At 59.2% G+C, this 15,649-nt stretch carries 13 protein-coding genes; 4 read left to right on the top strand and 9 right to left on the bottom strand.

Annotation, left to right across the window (positions count from 1 at the left end; genetic code table 11):
• Window positions 1–63: 63 nt before the first annotated feature.
• Complete coding sequence (ftsZ, locus tag LOY68_RS26440; protein WP_033061342.1) at window positions 64–1,257, top strand: cell division protein FtsZ; 1,194 nt, start codon at window positions 64–66, stop codon at window positions 1,255–1,257.
• A 112-nt stretch (window positions 1,258–1,369) separates the two neighbouring features.
• On the top strand, window positions 1,370–2,281 hold the full coding sequence (gene lpxC, locus LOY68_RS26435) for a UDP-3-O-acyl-N-acetylglucosamine deacetylase (RefSeq protein ID WP_054045542.1): 912 nt from the start codon (window positions 1,370–1,372) through the stop codon (window positions 2,279–2,281).
• 157 nt (window positions 2,282–2,438) lie between these two features.
• On the opposite strand, the gene LOY68_RS26430 is transcribed toward lpxC, so the two are convergent.
• The 7 genes from LOY68_RS26430 to LOY68_RS26400 form a co-directional block, all read right to left on the bottom strand.
• Window positions 2,439–3,935 carry a sensor domain-containing diguanylate cyclase gene (locus LOY68_RS26430; RefSeq protein ID WP_265040838.1) on the bottom strand — a complete coding sequence of 499 codons (1,497 nt, stop codon included), beginning with the start codon at window positions 3,933–3,935 and terminating at the stop codon, window positions 2,439–2,441.
• A 147-nt stretch (window positions 3,936–4,082) separates the two neighbouring features.
• A complete protein-coding gene (locus tag LOY68_RS26425) occupies window positions 4,083–5,351 on the bottom strand; it encodes an OprD family porin (RefSeq protein WP_413787209.1) in 1,269 nt (422 codons plus the stop codon).
• A 244-nt stretch (window positions 5,352–5,595) separates the two neighbouring features.
• A complete protein-coding gene (locus LOY68_RS26420) occupies window positions 5,596–5,820 on the bottom strand; it encodes a hypothetical protein (RefSeq protein WP_054045535.1) in 225 nt (74 codons plus the stop codon).
• Window positions 5,821–6,097: 277 nt separating this feature from the next.
• Window positions 6,098–7,462, bottom strand: a complete 1,365-nt coding sequence (locus LOY68_RS26415) for a heavy metal sensor histidine kinase (protein ID WP_265040835.1) — start codon at window positions 7,460–7,462, stop codon at window positions 6,098–6,100.
• Complete coding sequence (locus tag LOY68_RS26410) at window positions 7,452–8,129, bottom strand: heavy metal response regulator transcription factor (protein WP_054045531.1); 678 nt, start codon at window positions 8,127–8,129, stop codon at window positions 7,452–7,454. The genes LOY68_RS26415 and LOY68_RS26410 overlap by 11 nt, the downstream gene beginning before the upstream one ends.
• Window positions 8,130–8,138: 9 nt before the next feature.
• The gene (locus tag LOY68_RS26405) at window positions 8,139–11,231 is read right to left on the bottom strand and encodes a multidrug efflux RND transporter permease subunit (protein ID WP_265040833.1); all 3,093 of its coding nucleotides are present in this window, start codon (window positions 11,229–11,231) and stop codon (window positions 8,139–8,141) included.
• Window positions 11,228–12,388, bottom strand: coding sequence for an efflux RND transporter periplasmic adaptor subunit (locus LOY68_RS26400; RefSeq protein WP_054613563.1), 1,161 nt, complete (start codon window positions 12,386–12,388; stop codon window positions 11,228–11,230). Before LOY68_RS26400 ends, LOY68_RS26405 begins: the two co-directional genes overlap by 4 nt.
• A gap of 370 nt (window positions 12,389–12,758) precedes the next feature.
• On the opposite strand from LOY68_RS26400, the gene LOY68_RS26395 reads away from it, so the two are divergent.
• Entirely contained in the window at window positions 12,759–13,016 is a 258-nt protein-coding gene (locus LOY68_RS26395) for a hypothetical protein (RefSeq protein WP_265040832.1), read from the top strand.
• A 136-nt stretch (window positions 13,017–13,152) separates the two neighbouring features.
• Window positions 13,153–14,295 carry a transporter substrate-binding domain-containing protein gene (locus LOY68_RS26390; protein WP_265045834.1) on the top strand — a complete coding sequence of 381 codons (1,143 nt, stop codon included), beginning with the start codon at window positions 13,153–13,155 and terminating at the stop codon, window positions 14,293–14,295.
• 124 nt (window positions 14,296–14,419) lie between these two features.
• On the opposite strand, the gene LOY68_RS26385 is transcribed toward LOY68_RS26390, so the two are convergent.
• Together LOY68_RS26385 and LOY68_RS26380 are read right to left on the bottom strand one after the other, a co-directional pair.
• Entirely contained in the window at window positions 14,420–15,169 is a 750-nt protein-coding gene (locus LOY68_RS26385; RefSeq protein WP_265040831.1) for a YkgJ family cysteine cluster protein, read from the bottom strand.
• An 83-nt stretch (window positions 15,170–15,252) separates the two neighbouring features.
• Window positions 15,253–15,579 (bottom strand): hypothetical protein, encoded by a 327-nt coding sequence (locus LOY68_RS26380; RefSeq protein WP_163912082.1) that lies wholly within the window; start codon window positions 15,577–15,579, stop codon window positions 15,253–15,255.
• Window positions 15,580–15,649 lie beyond the last annotated feature (70 nt).

The raw sequence follows: 15,649 nt of genomic DNA, 5'->3' as shown, positions 1-15,649 counted from the left end.
ATTACCGCAGCACCGCAACAAACGCAGTAGGCGAAAAAACTAGAGAATGTAAGGAGAGGGAAAATGTTCGAACTCGTAGACAACATCCCCGCAAGCCCGGTTATTAAAGTTATCGGTGTTGGCGGTGGCGGCGGAAACGCCGTAAATCACATGGTCAAAAGCAACATTGAAGGCGTTGAGTTCATCTGCGCCAACACTGATGCCCAAGCGCTGAAATCCATCGGCGCGCGGACCATCCTGCAATTGGGTACCGGTGTGACCAAAGGTCTGGGCGCCGGCGCCAACCCTGAAGTAGGTCGTCAGGCCGCTCTCGAAGACCGTGAGCGCATTGCCGAAGTCCTGCAGGGCACAAACATGGTGTTCATCACCACTGGCATGGGCGGCGGTACCGGTACCGGTGCTGCGCCGATCATCGCCGAAGTGGCCAAGGAAATGGGGATCCTCACCGTTGCGGTGGTGACTCGTCCGTTCCCGTTCGAAGGCCGCAAGCGTATGCAGATCGCCGACGAAGGTATCCGTCTGCTGTCTGAAAGCGTCGACTCGTTGATCACCATTCCCAACGAGAAACTGCTGACCATCCTCGGTAAAGACGCAAGCCTTCTGTCGGCTTTCGCCAAGGCTGACGATGTACTGGCCGGTGCCGTTCGCGGTATCTCCGACATCATCAAGCGTCCGGGCATGATCAACGTCGACTTTGCCGACGTACGGACTGTCATGAGCGAAATGGGCATGGCGATGATGGGCACTGGCTGCGCCAGCGGTCCGAACCGTGCACGCGAGGCCACCGAAGCGGCCATTCGCAACCCGTTGCTCGAAGACGTGAACCTGCAAGGTGCACGCGGCATCCTGGTGAACATCACCGCCGGTCCTGACCTGTCCCTGGGTGAGTACTCCGACGTGGGTAGCATCATCGAAGCCTTCGCTTCCGAGCACGCAATGGTCAAGGTCGGTACTGTTATCGATCCGGACATGCGCGACGAACTGCACGTGACCGTGGTTGCCACTGGTCTGGGCGCAAAAATCGAGAAGCCTGTGAAGGTTATCGACAACACCATGCACACATCCGTGGCTTCGCAGCCGCAGCAACAAGCGCCTTCGCGTCAGGAAGCGCCTGCTGTGAACTACCGTGACCTGGACCGTCCGACCGTCATGCGCAACCAGGCTCAGGCCGGTGCTGCGACTGCCGCGAAGATGAATCCGCAAGACGATCTGGACTACCTGGACATCCCGGCATTCCTGCGTCGTCAGGCTGATTGATGGAATGTATCAGGGCTATGAAGGTGATTGGTGTTCAGCAAAGGTCTGGTCTGCTATTATCGCCAGCCTTTGTTGATACCAGTTCGCAATTTGCGCTGAAGCGGCCCAAGCCATGATTAAACAACGCACACTGAAAAATATTATCCGTGCCACAGGTGTAGGCCTGCACTCCGGGGAGAAGGTTTACCTGACCCTCAAGCCTGCACCTATCGACACCGGCATCGTGTTTGTTCGTGCCGATCTGGACCCTGTGGTGCAGATTCCTGCTCGCGCGGAAAACGTTGGCGAAACCACGATGTCGACCACGCTGGTCAACGGTGACGTCAAAGTGGATACGGTTGAGCACTTGCTCTCGGCCATGGCTGGCCTGGGCATCGATAACGCCTACGTCGAGCTCTCCGCGTCCGAAGTCCCGATCATGGATGGTAGCGCTGGACCTTTCGTATTCCTGATTCAATCGGCCGGCCTGGAAGAGCAGGACGCCGCCAAGAAGTTCATCCGGATCCTGCGGGAAGTGACAGTGGAAGACGGCGACAAGCGCGCCACTTTCGTCCCTTTCGAAGGTTTCAAAGTGAGCTTCGAGATCGATTTCGATCACCCGGTTTTCCGTAACCGCACACAAAGTGCAAGCGTGGATTTTTCCAGTACTTCGTTCGTAAAAGAAGTCAGCCGCGCCCGTACCTTTGGTTTCATGAGTGACATCGAGTACCTGCGCAAGCACAACCTCGCACTCGGCGGCAGCGTTGAAAACGCTATTGTGGTCGACGCGGATGGTGTACTGAACGAAGACGGCCTTCGCTATGAAGACGAATTCGTGAAGCACAAGATCCTCGATGCAATTGGTGACCTCTACCTGCTGGGCAATAGCCTGATTGGTGAGTTCAAGGGCTTCAAGTCCGGACATGCATTGAACAACCAGCTGCTGCGCAAGTTGATTGAGCAGACAGATGCTTGGGAAGTCGTGACTTTCGAAGACGCCAGCACTGCACCGATCTCTTACATGCGTCCTGTTGCGGCCGTGTAAGCAAAAACCTCTCTAGTTTTTAAAGGCTGCCTTCGGGTGGCCTTTTTTTATGCCTGCTGAGTCAAGATCAAAAGATCGCAGCCTTCGGCAGCTCCTACATTTGGAATGCGTTCTCCTGTAGGAGCTGCCGAAGGCTGCGATCTTTTGATCTTTGCTTTTAACCCGCGTTAACCACCCGATTCCTCCCCCCTTCCTTGGCCTGATACAACGCCTTGTCCGCCACAAACAACAATTGCTCCAGGCTGATCTCGCTCGCAGTGGTCCAGGTACTTATCCCGATACTGACAGTCATCGGCAACGCTGCACCCGCCACCAATGGCAATTGCTCCACGGCCACGCGGATGGCTTCGGCAATCTGCCGCGCACCCGCGCCATCGGTTTCTGCCAGGATCACCGAAAACTCTTCTCCGCCGTAACGGGCCGCCAGGTCCGCCGGTCGTCGGACGAGGGCACTGATGACCTTGGCCAACGAGCGCAGCGCTTCGTCGCCGGCCTGATGGCCATGGCGGTCGTTGAACGCCTTGAAATGGTCAGCATCGATCATCAACACCGATAACGGCATACCGGAACGCTGGGCGCGAAACCATTCGTGGCGCAGGGTCTGATCCAGCATTCGGCGGTTGGCCAGCCCCGTCAACGCATCGGTAGCGGCCAGTTGCGTCAGCTCGTGCTCGGCGGTGTGACGCCGGCGCAATTCCCGGCGCAGCGACCACGTCAGCCATAGCAGGCTCACGCACAGGGCCAGCGTTGCCGAGCTGACCACCACCGCCGTACGCTTCCAGGCTGCAAAGACTTCATCGCTGGACAGCGCAACGATGACGATCAACGGCAAATTTCCGACCTTGGAGAAGGTGTACAGGCGCTCGTCACGGTATCGATCGGAAATGCTGGTGAAGCTGCCGTTGCCTTCTTTGACGATGCGCTGGAAATTCGGGCGGTTACTGAAATCTTTGCCGATCAGTTCTTCGGCCAGACGTGGTTGCTGGGCCAGGAGAATCCCGTTCTTGCTGATCAGATTGACCGTGCTGTCGCGGCCGATGCTCAAACCGTTGAACAACTGATCGAAGTAGCTCAAGCGCATGGCGGCTTCGGCGACCCCCAAAAACTCGCCCTTGGAGCTGCTTACCCGTCGACTGAAACTGATACGCCAATCCTGTTCGGGTGACCTGGCTCTGAAAGGGGGGCTGATGAACATGCCCGGGTCCGGGTTGTTTACGTGAGACTGGAAGTATTCGCGGTCGGCGTAGTTGCCTTGCCTGGGCTCCACCGAAGCCGAGTCGGCGATCACGTCGCCCTTGTTGTCGAGCAACAAAATATTGCCCTTGTACGGTGCGGCGGTGGCGCGATCGAAATAGGCCAGATGGCGAATGGCTGGAGACACGCTTTTGAGATCTTCTCGCTGGTAGGCAGCGATCAAACCCAGCAGGGACAAATCATAGAGTTCGACATTGCGCAGTACATCGGCGTCGATCAACTGCACGATGTTGCTGGCGGCGCGGGCGGCGGACAATTCGGCGTTGGCGCGCTCACGGATCAGCAGGAAGGTCACGATGCTGAGTATCGCAATCACCAACAGCACACTGCCGAGTACAAGAAGTCGCTCCGATCGTGTCGAGCCGACCGGATCTAGAGATTTCACACTGCTCACACTCATGGTTCTGACTTCTGCAAATAAGGCGTTATGAAAGTTTTTTACAAGAGTTGGGCAGAGTCCCAGAAACCGGTCGCGTCCAGAGCGCTTGTATAAATGCCAGATAAAAAAAAGGCCAGCAAAACATGCTGGCCTATTGCTTAGTAAAGCTTAGAAGACATTCAGCGGGTAGTCGACGATCACGCGGTATTCATCGGTGTCCTGATCCAGCGCGCCGTAGCCATTGCCGCCACGGTTGGTCGCCCATTGCAGGCGCAGCGCCAAGTCCTTGGCCTTGCCGCCCTGGACCACATATTTCAAATCGATATCCCGTTCCCAGTGCTTGGCGTGTTTGCCGTCGGCGCTGTACCACGAGGCGTAGCCCTTGCTGTCTGGATCAACCTTGGTCAGGTCCGTTTCACCCCGGGAGTAGGAAACCGCCGATGTCAGGCCGGGCAAGCCGAGGCCGACGAAATCGTAGGCGTACTTGAGTTTCCACGAGCGCTCGTTCGGGCCGTTGAGGTCCGAGTACTGCTGGGAATTGTCGAGGTAAATGCTGTCGCCCTGGCTGATGTAGTCGAACGGCGTGTTGCCGTTGACCCGCTGATACGCGGCGGTAACGCTGTGATTGCCCACGCCGACGGTGAAATGCAGGCTGTAGGTGTTGTTATCGATGTTGCCCAGCAGCGCATCGCCGGTGTCTTGCGTGTGATAGAAGTGCAGGCCGGGGTTCAGGCTGACCAGATCATTCAGTTGATAGGTGTAATCCAGGTCGTAGTAGTACTGGTTCCAGATGTCCTTGAGCTCAGACGCATACAGGCTGCTGGTCAGCCCCGGCAAACCGCTCCAGGCCACGCCGGCCCAGTTCAGGTGCTGGCTTTCGTCGCCGTCGGCGAGGCTGCCATAGGACGTGCCGATCCGGGTGTGGCCGCTCTGGTTGTAAGGCTTGGTGAAACTGGCCTGGCCACCTTCGATCAGGAAACCGTCGAAGCTGTGGTTGGTCAGGCTGACGCCACGAAAGGTCTGGGGCAGCATGCGGCTCTCGCCACCGGCGATCACCGGGTTGGTGAGAAACAGGTCGCCGGCCTTCAGTTCAGTGTCAAAGGCGCGCATTTTCAACGTGCCGCCGCCAGTGGAGAACGAGCCCGGCGCTTTGCCGTTGCCGTCGCCGATCGGCAGGATGCTCGAATTGTCGGTGCCGCCACCGCCGTCGAGTTTCAGCCCGAGCATGGCGTGGGCGTCAAGGCCGAAACCGACGGTGCCTTGGGTGAAACCGGATTCGAATTTACCGAGAAACCCCTGGCCCCATTCGATGTTGTCATCGGTGTGCTGGTTCCGGTTGCGATTCATGTAGTAGTTACGGGCGTTGAGGTTGAGGCTCGACCCTTCGACAAAACCTTCGCGGCTGGTGTCGTCGGCGGCCTGTGCAGTGGCGGCCATCGTTGCAGCGATTGCAATGAATAACGGGCTGAGTTTCAGAGAAAAAGACACGTGCGGTACAGCTCCTTTTGGGTCATTAACGTCAGTTCATGGATCGACGTTTTTTACTTCTTGTTAAGGGAGACGAAGTCGGACGTGTTTTCTGCACAATAAAAAAAGCCGCTGATAGCAGCGGCTTTGAAGACAACTTTTCAAAGGGAAGAGCCGATGAAAAGTGTCGAGGGAAACGGAGCGATACGGTTAATCAGCTGTCTTTCTCAACCTGCTGGCGGGCTGCAGAAGTGGACGCTTGAGGGGTTTGCTCGGCATCGTGCGCTTTGGCAGTCATCTCTTCCTGGGCCTGTTCGAACGCTTTGGCTCGCGCAACATTGTGCGCGACAAAGGCTGGCGACTCTTCAGCCATGGCGACCGGGGACAGGAATAAGGCGGACAAAACGAAAGCGCTGGCAATACCCATAGTGTTGGACATCTTTAAAACCTTCTTGCTTGGCAAGTGCTGTTTGGTGCGCCAAGGTTAAGGTTCGAGGACGATGGGAAACAGAGCTGATTTCAGAAAGGACTATTGCGTGGGAGGCAATAGTAACCGGTGCGCCGCAAATCCGTAGCAGCTGGCGAAGCCTGCGTCCGGCTGCGCAGCAGTCGTAAACCCTGGGCGCGCGGTTTGCCTGAAAGAACCTGACGCATGATTTGACGACTGCTTCGCAGCCGGACGCAGGCTTCGCCAGCTGCTACAGGGCCGCGTTGAGTCAGACGGGGAGATGGATGCCGAACGTATTCATCCCATGGTCACTGCGCACAAACACATCGCCGCCATGCATCAGCGCGATCGCTTTCACAATCGCCAGCCCCAGCCCATGGTTATTCCCGCTATTGCTGCGTGACGCATCCACCCGATAAAACCGTTCGAACAGCCGTGGCAGATGCTCACTGGCAATCGGCGACCCAGGGTTGGCAACACCAATACTCACTTGATGCTCCGCCACCTCGATCCGAACCTCAATCACCTGGCCAGGCTCGGTGTGTTGCACAGCATTGCTCAGCAGATTGATCAACGCCCGACGCAGATGCGCGATCTCGATCCGCACCTGCGCATCGCCGCTGACCTGCACCCGCACCTGCGCGTCTTCCAGAATGAAATCCAGATACTCCAAGGTCGTGGCCACTTCATCGGCCAGCGACGTGGAGGTCAGTTTGGTCGCCTTGCTGCCCTGGTCGGCGCTGGCCAGGAACAGCATGTCATTAATGATCGAGCGCAGCCGTTCCAGTTCTTCGAGGTTCGATTGCAGCACTTCGAAATAATGTTCCGCCGAGCGCCCACGGGTCAACGCCACTTGGGTCTGGCCAATCAGGTTGGTCAGCGGTGAGCGCAGCTCATGGGCGACGTCGGCGTTGAACGATTCCAGCCGCGAATAAGCCTGCTCGACCCGCTCCAGTGTCGAGTTGAACGAACTGACAAACTGATCCAGCTCTGGCGGCAACGGTGACAGGCGCAACCGCCCCGAACGCAACGGCGGCGCCAGGCGCTGGGCTTCCTGAGACAACTTGATCAACGGCTTGAGACCGATCCGCGCCACCCAGTAACCCAAGGCCGAGGCCAGCAACACGCCGATGATCGCCAGGCTGATCAGGGCGATCAGCAAATGATGCTGGGTCTGCAGAAACGTCTCAGTGTCGATGCCGATCATAAAGCGCAACGGCGGGCGCTGGTCCTTGGCCGGGAACTGGCTGACCAGGACTTTCAGCGGGTAGTCGTGATCCGGCAGTTGCATGTCACGCCGGCCCAGCGGCCCTTCGGCGAAGGCGCGAATCTGCGGGGTGATGTTGCCGTACTCGTACTGCGGATCGCCACTGATGATCCAGAAGCTGATGCGCTTGTCTTCTTCGCCGAGCAGCTTGAGCTTGTTGTTGATCTTCACCCAATGCTCGGGTGTGCCGTAACGCCCGACCGTGGATTCGAGCACGCTGTAGCGCGCATCCAGCTCGGCTTCGGGCAACAGGCCCAGGCCTTTGTCGACCTGCTGGTACAAGGCCCAGCCGATCAACAAAAACACCAGCAGTGCCACCAGCGTGAACATCCCGCTCAAGCGCAGGGCGATGGAATTACTGGACACCACGGCTCTCCAGCACATAACCCATGCCACGAATCGTGTGCAGCAGTTTCTCGTCGAAAGGCCCGTCGAGCTTGGCCCGCAGGCGTTTGATCGCGACTTCGACGACGTTGGCGTCGCTGTCGAAATTGATGTCCCAGACCATCTCGGCAATCGCGGTTTTGGAGAGGATTTCACCCTGGCGCCGGGCCAATACGCTGAGCAGCGAGAACTCTTTGGCGGTCAGGTCCAGGCGCGTGCCGGCGCGGGTGGCCTTGCGGCTGATCAAATCGATCCACAGGTCGGCGATGCTGACTTGCACCGGTTCATGCCCGCCGCTGCGTCGGGTCAACGCTTGCAGGCGCGCCACCAGTTCCAGGAAGGAAAAAGGTTTGCCGAGGTAATCGTCGGCGCCATCGCGCAAGCCCTTGATGCGGTCTTCGACACGCTCGCGGGCGGTGAGCATGATCACCGGGGTTTGTTTGCGTGCGCGCAACGCTCGCAACACGCCGAAGCCATCGAGGCCCGGCAACATGACGTCGAGGATGATCACCGCGTAGTCGCTTTCCAGCGCCAGGTGCAGGCCTTCGACGCCATCCCGCGCCAAGTCCACGGTGTAACCCTGTTCCGTCAGGCCGCGGTGCAGATAGTCCGCGGTTTTTTCTTCATCTTCGATAATCAGAACGCGCATGACCCCGCCTCAGTCTGTGGTCGCCAACGCCGGCATCGGCGCGGGTTTGGGTCTATGGAAAAGACGCTCAAGCCACAAGTATATGACCGGCGTAGTAAACAGCGTCAGCGCCTGACTCACCAGCAAACCACCGACTACCGCAATACCCAATGGCTGGCGCAGTTCGGCGCCGGTGCCGTAGCCGAGCATCAGGGGCAAGGCACCGAGCAGGGCGGCGAGGGTGGTCATGATGATCGGCCGGAACCGCGTGATACACGCCTGGAAAATCGCCTCTTCCGGCGGCAAGCCACCCTTGCGCTGGGCCTCGAGGGCGAAGTCGATCATCAGGATGCCGTTTTTCTTCACGATGCCGATCAGCAGCACCAGGCCGATCAACGCCATGATCGAAAAGTCCTGGCCCCAGATCCATAGCATGATCACCGCGCCAAGCCCGGCTGACGGCAAGGTCGAAATAATGGTCAGCGGATGCACGAAGCTCTCATAGAGCACGCCGAGAATGATGTAGACCGCCACCAGCGCCGCCAGAATCAGCCACGGCTGGCTGGCCAACGAACTCTGGAATGCCTGGGCCGCGCCCTGGAAGTTGCCGCTGATCGCCGCCGGCATGCCGATTTCGGCCTTGGCCTGGTTGAGCAGAATTACCGCATCACCCAACGCGACGCCGGGCGCCAGGTTGAACGATAGGTTGGCCGCCGGGAACATCCCGTCGTGGGCGATGGACAATGGGCCAATGGTCGGTGCATCGAACTTCGCCAGTGCCGACAACGGCACCATCTCACCGCTCAACGGCGAGCGCAGGTAGAAGTAATTCAGGCTTTCAGCCTTGCCGCGCTGCTTGGTGTCCAGTTCCAGGATCACGTTGTACTGGTTGATCTGGGTCTGGAATTCATTGATTTGCCGCTGACCGAAGGCGTCATACAGCGCTTCATCGACATCACTGGCGGTGAGGCCGAAACGCGCCGCCGCGCTGCGGTCGATGCTGATGTGGGTGATGCTGCCGCCCAGTTGCAAGTCGTTGGAAATGTCGCGGAACGCCGGGTTGGTGCGCAGTTTTTCCGTCAGGCGCTGGGTCCAGGTGCTGAGTGTCGGGCCGTCGTTGCTCTTGAGTACGTATTGATACTGCGCACGGCTTGGGCCGGAACTGAGGTTGATGTCCTGACCGGCGCGCAGGTACAGCACGATGCCGGGGACTTTCATCAGTTGTGGGCGAATCCGGTCGATGAACTGGCTGGCCGAGACATCCCGGTCGCCGCGTTTTTTCAGGGCGATCCAGAACCGGCCGTTGGCGATGGTCTGGTTGCTGCCTGACACGCCGACGGAGTGGGAAAACGCCTGCACGGCCGGATCCGCCGCGACAATTTCCGCCATCGCCAGGTGTTTTTTCACCATGTCACCGTAGGAAATATCCGCAGCCGCTTCGGTAGTACCGAGGACAAAACCGGTGTCCTGAACCGGGAAGAAGCCTTTGGGGATGAAGATGTAACCGGCGATGGCCAGGCACAACGACAGGCAGAACACGCCGATCATGGTTTTCTGATGGGCGAGGGCGCGGCGCAGGTATTTTTCATAACCGGCCAGCAAGCGATCACCAAAGGTCTTTTTGCTGTGGGCGTGATGCACCGGCGCACGCATAAACAGCGCAGCCAGAGTCGGCGCCAGGGTCAGCGACACCACCACCGAAATCATGATGGTCGAGGTGGCGGTCAGGGCGAATTCTTTAAACAACCGCCCGACTACGCCGCCCATGAACAGCAGCGGAATAAACGCGGCGACCAGCGAGAAACTGATCGAGACCACAGTGAAACCAATTTCGCCGGCACCCTTGATCGCCGCCTCGCGCATGCCGTCGCCGGCCTCCAGGTGCCGGTGGATGTTCTCCACCACCACGATTGCATCGTCCACCACAAACCCCACGGCCACCACGATGGCCACCAGGGTCAGGTTGTTCAGGCTGAAGCCCATGATGTACATCAGGGCGAAACTGGCGGTCAGCGACACACCGAGCACCGCCGAAACAATCATGGTCGCCGACCATTGGCGCAGGAACAGCGCCATCACCGCCACCACCAGCATGATCGCGATCAGCAGGGTGATTTCCACTTCGTGCAAGGAGGCGCGAATGGTCTGGGTGCGGTCGATCAACACCTTGACCTGCACCGACGCCGGCAGCATCGCCTCAAGGCCGGGCAGGGCGGCTTGAATACGATCCACCGTCTCGACGATGTTCGCCCCCGGTTGCCGGGAGATCACCAGGTTCACACCGGGTTGATCACCGGCCCAGGCCTGGACGTAGGCATCTTCCGAACCGTTGACGACTTTGGCGACATCTTTCAGGTGAACCGGTGCACCGTCCTTGTAGGAAACGATGAGTTGGCTGTATTCGTCGGGGTGGAACAGCTGATCGTTGGTGGACAGGGTCGAAATGCTCGACTCGCCGTACAACGCACCCTTGGCCAGGTTGAGGCTGGTTTGCTGGATCGCCAGGCGAATGTCGGCGAGGGTCAGGCCGATGGCGGCGAGTTTGTCGGCTGAGGCCTGGACGCGGATCGCCGGACGTTGCTGACCGGTGATGTTGATTTGGCCTACGCCGTCGATCTGACTGATCTGACGCGAGAGCAGGGTTTCCACCAGGTCACTGAGTTCGGTGCCGGGCATTTGCGTCGAGCTGACACTGAGGATCAGCACCGGGCTGTCGGCCGGGTTGACCTTCTTCCAGGTCGGCAGGGTCGGCATGTCCTTGGGCAGCTTGCCGGCGGCGGTGTTGATCGCGGCCTGGACTTCCTGGGCGGCGGTGTCGATGCTTTTATCGAGGGTAAATTGCAGTGTCAAAAGGCTTGAGCCCAAGGCACTGCTTGAAGTCATCTGCGTCATGCCGGGGATGGCGCTGAATTGCACTTCCAGCGGCGTGGCCACCGACGAGGCCATGGTGTCCGGGCTGGCGCCTGGCAGTTGCGCGTTCACCTGAATGGTCGGGAATTCCGCTTCCGGCAACGGCGCGATCGGCAGGCGCGGGAAGGCGATCACACCCAGCAGCACCAGGGCAAAGGTCAGCAGGATGGTAGCGACCGGGTGGTCGATGCACCACGCGGAGGGCCCTCTCATTGTTTAGGCTCCGCTTGCACCACTTGCGGCGGCTCCGTCAGCACTTGCACGGTCGAACCGGGTTTGAGTCGCGACTGGCCATCGCTGACCAGCACATCGCCGGGTTTGACCCCGGTGATGATGTCCTGGCCGCTGCCTTGGTAAACCATCTGCACTTGCACGGTTTCCACTTTGTCGCCTTTCACCCGGTACACGAAATGTTGATCGAGGCCCCGTTGTACGACGGTCGGCGGTACGACAAGCGCATCTTTATCCAGCGCTGTCTGAATCTTTACCGTCACCAGCAGGCCGGGCCAGAGCTTCTGGTTCGGGTTGTTGAATTCGGCTTTGGCGCGGATGGTCCCGGTGTTGGCGTTGATCTGGTTGTCGATCAGGGTCAAGTGACCTTCGCCCAGCAGGTTGCCGGTTTCGCCGTCGGTGTCGGCGCCGATGTAGGCCTTCACCTGCGCGCGTTGCGGGTCGCCGATCAAGCCTTGCAGGGTCGGCAGCATTTGCTGCGGCAGGGAAAATTCCACGGCGATCGGGTCGATCTGCGTCACGGTGAACAAGCCTTGGGCGTCGGTCATGCGCAGGAAGTTGCCTTCGTCGACCGTACGAATACCGACACGACCAGTGACCGGAGAGCGAATCTGCGTGTAGGAAAGCTGTACCTGCGCGGCGTCGATGGACGCCTGATTGCCTTGGGCGGTGGCCTTGAGTTGGTTGACCAAGGCTTGTTGCTGATCATAAGTCTGCTTGGACACGCCATCATCGACGCTCAGCAGCTTGTAGCGCTTGAGGTTGACCAGCGCCACTTGCAGCTGCGCCTGGCTTTCGCCCAGTTGCGCACGGGCCTGATCGAGACTGGCGCGGATCGAGCGGTCATCGATGGTGGCGAGCAGGTCGCCGGTCTTGACCAGTTGACCTTCCTTGACCAGCAATTTGGTAAGGATGCCGTCGATTTGCGGACGCACCACCACACTGTGCAAGGACAACACCGAGCCGATGCCGCTGACGAAGCGCGGAACATCTTTTGCGGAAACCGCGACTACTCGCACCGGAATGGCCGTCGGGGCCGCCAGTTTGGCGGTGGCCGGCTTGGTGGCGTACCACACGCCCAGCGCTGCCAGGACAATCAGAGGGGCTGCGATCAACGCGGATTTTTTCTGAATTCGCATGCGAGTGGGGCGCCGGGCTAGAGGGACGGGAATAAGGTCAGATTTTATACCTCCCCTTATAGCCCTGTTACCCGGTCAGCAAGGTGACTGCTAACTGACGGGGCTGTCAGTTTGGGATCAGCGATTATGCAGATACACCGCGTTATCGTTCTTCGCGGGCAAGCCTCGCTCCTACACAGGTACAGCGTCGTCCTTGTAGGAACGAGGCTTGCCCGCGAAGGCGTCAGCCCAGCCCACACAACACTGACAGACCGACTACTTGTCGCCTGAATCTCACCGCTTGCAGCTTGCCGCCCTCGACACGGGTATACTGCCGCCTTTCGCGGCCCATCCACCGGGCCCGACTCTTTGTGCATCACCCGGAGCTTTCATGACTTCCCCGACACAACCGCCGGTCGCCGACGCTTTGAGCGACGACCAGGCAGACCTGCCAGACAGCGTCGACTCCAGCGCAGACAGCGAAACCAAAGCCGCAATCCCGGCATTCAAGTTTCCATTCAAACCGGGCGAACTGGCATCGGCCAAGAACGCCAGCCAGCCGTGGTACAAGAACGGCGCCAAGAATGGCCACACCAAGACCCCTGGCGCAGCGCCACCGGGTACTCGTCGTTCGATGGGCAAACGCTGACCGTCAGCCAGTTGGAAAAAAAGCCCTTCTGAAATCGAGACTGTTCCCACAAGGATGAGCGATTCGTCCTCTGGGAAAGTCAGTGGCCACTCGTCGAAGATTCATCTCCGTGAATTCCTCGACGAAGGCCATCGAAATGCCCCTGCTGAAAATCCTCTCTGTTCTGTCGCTGATGGTCCTGACCACCGGTTCTGTATCGTCTGCGGTCGAGCCACAGATCCGTTTTGGCGTCGAAGCTCTTGTCCCACCGTTTGAAAGCCGTAACAACAGGGGTGAACTGGTCGGGTTGAACATCGAATTGGGCAATGCGTTATGTGCCGAACTCAAATCCCGCTGTGTCTGGGTCGACCAGGACTACGCCACCAATATCGAAGCCCTTGAAGCCAATCGCTTCGACGTGATCATGCCGATGACCGCCACCCCGGCGCGTCGCGAGCGGATCGATTTCACCGAGAACCTTTACCCGCTGAGCAGCCGTCTTGTGGCCCGCGAGGGTTCTGGTTTGCAACCAACGGTGGCGTCGCTCAAAGGCAAGCGTGTCGGCGTGCTTGCGGGCACCAGTCGCGAAGCGTTTGCCAAGGCGCGTTGGGCTGAGTCAGGCGTGACCGTGCGCAGCTTCCAATTCAACGATCAACTGATCGCCAGCCTGCAGGCGGGTGAAATCGACGCCACCCTGCAAGACACCATCGAAATCAGCCATGCGCTGTTGGGTCAACCCTATGGACGCGACTTCGCCTTTGCCGGCCCGGCGTTCAATGACCCGATGCTGGGCGATGGTGTGGCGATGGCGCTGCGCAAAAGTGACACCGCTTTGCGCGATAACCTGAATGCTGCGTTGGAGCGCCTCAAGCAAAACGGGCAGTACCCGTTGATCACCCAGCGCTACTTGCCGCCGGTCGCTGTCAATTCGCCCCACTATTTTCTTAACGACGAAGGCCTGCCATTTTCGGATGCGGTGCAGGTAGGCGAGACTATTTATCTGTCTGGCGTGCTCGGCTTGGGAGCGGACGGCGAATTGGTGAAGGGCGGTATCGTCCCGCAGATGACCCAGACCATGGAGAACCTGCGCAGCGCATTGCAACGCAGTGGTTCGTCCCTGTCCCACGTGGCCAAATGCACGGTCATCCTGGCTGATATCAAGGATTTCAGCGCAATGAACACGGTGTATCGACACTACTTCCCGGCAGATCGATTGCCGGCCCGTACGACGTTTGTCGCCAAGGCGTTGGTGCTGGACGCTCGGGTTGAAGTCGAATGCCTGGCGGTTGCCACTCGCTGATTCGGAATCTGCGTTGTCTGTGCCGGCTTCTTCGCGAGCAAGCCCGCTCCCACAGGGGAATGCAATTTAATGTGGGAGCGGGCTTGCTCGCGAAGGGGCCATCACAGGCAACGCATCCCTTGGATCAAGCCGCTCGCAAAGAAATAAACGCATAGTTCAGCGCGGCTTCAGTTGCCACTTCAGCCCCGGCCGCCAGGACTTGCCCGGCAATGTCCTCGCCCGAGACATGAAACAGCCATTCACCGCCCGGTGCTTCCAATGGCTGAGCCACCACCTGATCGATCACCGAAGCAAAAGCCCCCATCTCCGGCAGATACGCGGTAAAGCCGTCACCCTTCAGCGCGGTGGTTCGAATTCCCAAGAGCCCGCAAATCGCATCCTTGGTCTGAACCTCATCGCGATCCGCCTGGCGCGAGCGCTGGATCAGCGTGAGCAGTTCCTGATCAACCAACTCGCCGCCCACAATCAAATCCGGCCCCTGTTCCCACGACTCGGGCGGGCATTCTTTTACCGCCGGGTTGAGAGGGATGTGCGGATTGATTTCCATCGGGTAGATGCGGCACACCAACGGCCGGCGTTCGTAGATGCGACAGAGGTTGTCTTCGTCAAGATTCCGGCAGGGGCCGACATTGTAGGCGGCGAAAGTGATCGCAACGTAGGCCTCGGTCGCGCCGCTTCGAACCATCACCGACCGGCGTTCGGCGTGATCCCGTTGCAACAGAGGCAAGCCCAGGCCATTGCCCAGGAAGCCTTCCACCAGCACGATCACCTGACCGCCATCGTTCGCCCACATGCGGGCTTCCGTCAGGGTCAGGGGTACGTGGTGGTCGTTGCAGCATTTGCCGCAACCTACGCAGGAAAACGTCGTGTTCATTGGTTGACCGGTCGCATGTGAGGGCGTGATTGGGTGACAGAAAGCCACCGCACAGGTCAGCGTCGAAGCAAGTTATGCGCCACTCACGGCTTTTTGGCGGTAGGGCGGATCGAGTCCCATTCGGTGACGTAGGCGGTTTTGGCTTTCTTGTTGTAGAGACACAACTCAGTGCCCTGTTGGCCCTTCATGTGCTTTTGCGGGTATTGGCCTTGCAGCAGGAGGGCGGTGTAGCCGACGCGGTCGTCGAATTGTGCGGCGGTGCCGACGGGTTTTGCGTCCTTCAGGCCGCTGGCTTTGGTGCAGCTGTTGAGGACGGCTTTGTCGTAGGCGGCCCAGGCGTCGGGGCTGGAGGCGTGAGCCTGGGTGGCGAGGGCGGTGAGGCTGAGGAAGAGCAGGGTGGTGGCTTTCATGGAGATGGGCATCCTTGTGTAAGTTGGACAAGGTCGGAGTATGCCTGATGGTTGTGGGGTGTTTGTGTCG

The organism is Pseudomonas sp. B21-053, from assembly GCF_026016365.1.
Lineage (GTDB): Bacteria > Pseudomonadota > Gammaproteobacteria > Pseudomonadales > Pseudomonadaceae > Aquipseudomonas > Aquipseudomonas nunensis.
The sequence above is the reverse complement of the archived record's forward strand: the minus strand, read 5'-3'. Positions and strand labels throughout refer to the sequence as shown.

What these genes read in the sequence shown, in the direction of transcription:
- LOY68_RS26390 (WP_265045834.1), top strand. Translation starts at nt 13,153, where the DNA reads ATGCCCCTGCTGAAAATCCTCTCTGTTCTGTCGCTGATGGTCCTGACC.
- LOY68_RS26430 (WP_265040838.1), bottom strand. Translation starts at nt 3,935, where the DNA reads ATGAGTGTGAGCAGTGTGAAATCTCTAGATCCGGTCGGCTCGACACGA.
- LOY68_RS26425 (WP_413787209.1), bottom strand. Translation starts at nt 5,351, where the DNA reads ATGGCCGCCACTGCACAGGCCGCCGACGACACCAGCCGCGAAGGTTTT.
- LOY68_RS26400 (WP_054613563.1), bottom strand. Translation starts at nt 12,388, where the DNA reads ATGCGAATTCAGAAAAAATCCGCGTTGATCGCAGCCCCTCTGATTGTC.
- ftsZ (WP_033061342.1), top strand. Translation starts at nt 64, where the DNA reads ATGTTCGAACTCGTAGACAACATCCCCGCAAGCCCGGTTATTAAAGTT.
- LOY68_RS26410 (WP_054045531.1), bottom strand. Translation starts at nt 8,129, where the DNA reads ATGCGCGTTCTGATTATCGAAGATGAAGAAAAAACCGCGGACTATCTG.
- LOY68_RS26385 (WP_265040831.1), bottom strand. Translation starts at nt 15,169, where the DNA reads ATGAACACGACGTTTTCCTGCGTAGGTTGCGGCAAATGCTGCAACGAC.
- LOY68_RS26405 (WP_265040833.1), bottom strand. Translation starts at nt 11,231, where the DNA reads ATGAGAGGGCCCTCCGCGTGGTGCATCGACCACCCGGTCGCTACCATC.
- lpxC (WP_054045542.1), top strand. Translation starts at nt 1,370, where the DNA reads ATGATTAAACAACGCACACTGAAAAATATTATCCGTGCCACAGGTGTA.
- LOY68_RS26420 (WP_054045535.1), bottom strand. Translation starts at nt 5,820, where the DNA reads ATGTCCAACACTATGGGTATTGCCAGCGCTTTCGTTTTGTCCGCCTTA.
- LOY68_RS26380 (WP_163912082.1), bottom strand. Translation starts at nt 15,579, where the DNA reads ATGAAAGCCACCACCCTGCTCTTCCTCAGCCTCACCGCCCTCGCCACC.
- LOY68_RS26395 (WP_265040832.1), top strand. Translation starts at nt 12,759, where the DNA reads ATGACTTCCCCGACACAACCGCCGGTCGCCGACGCTTTGAGCGACGAC.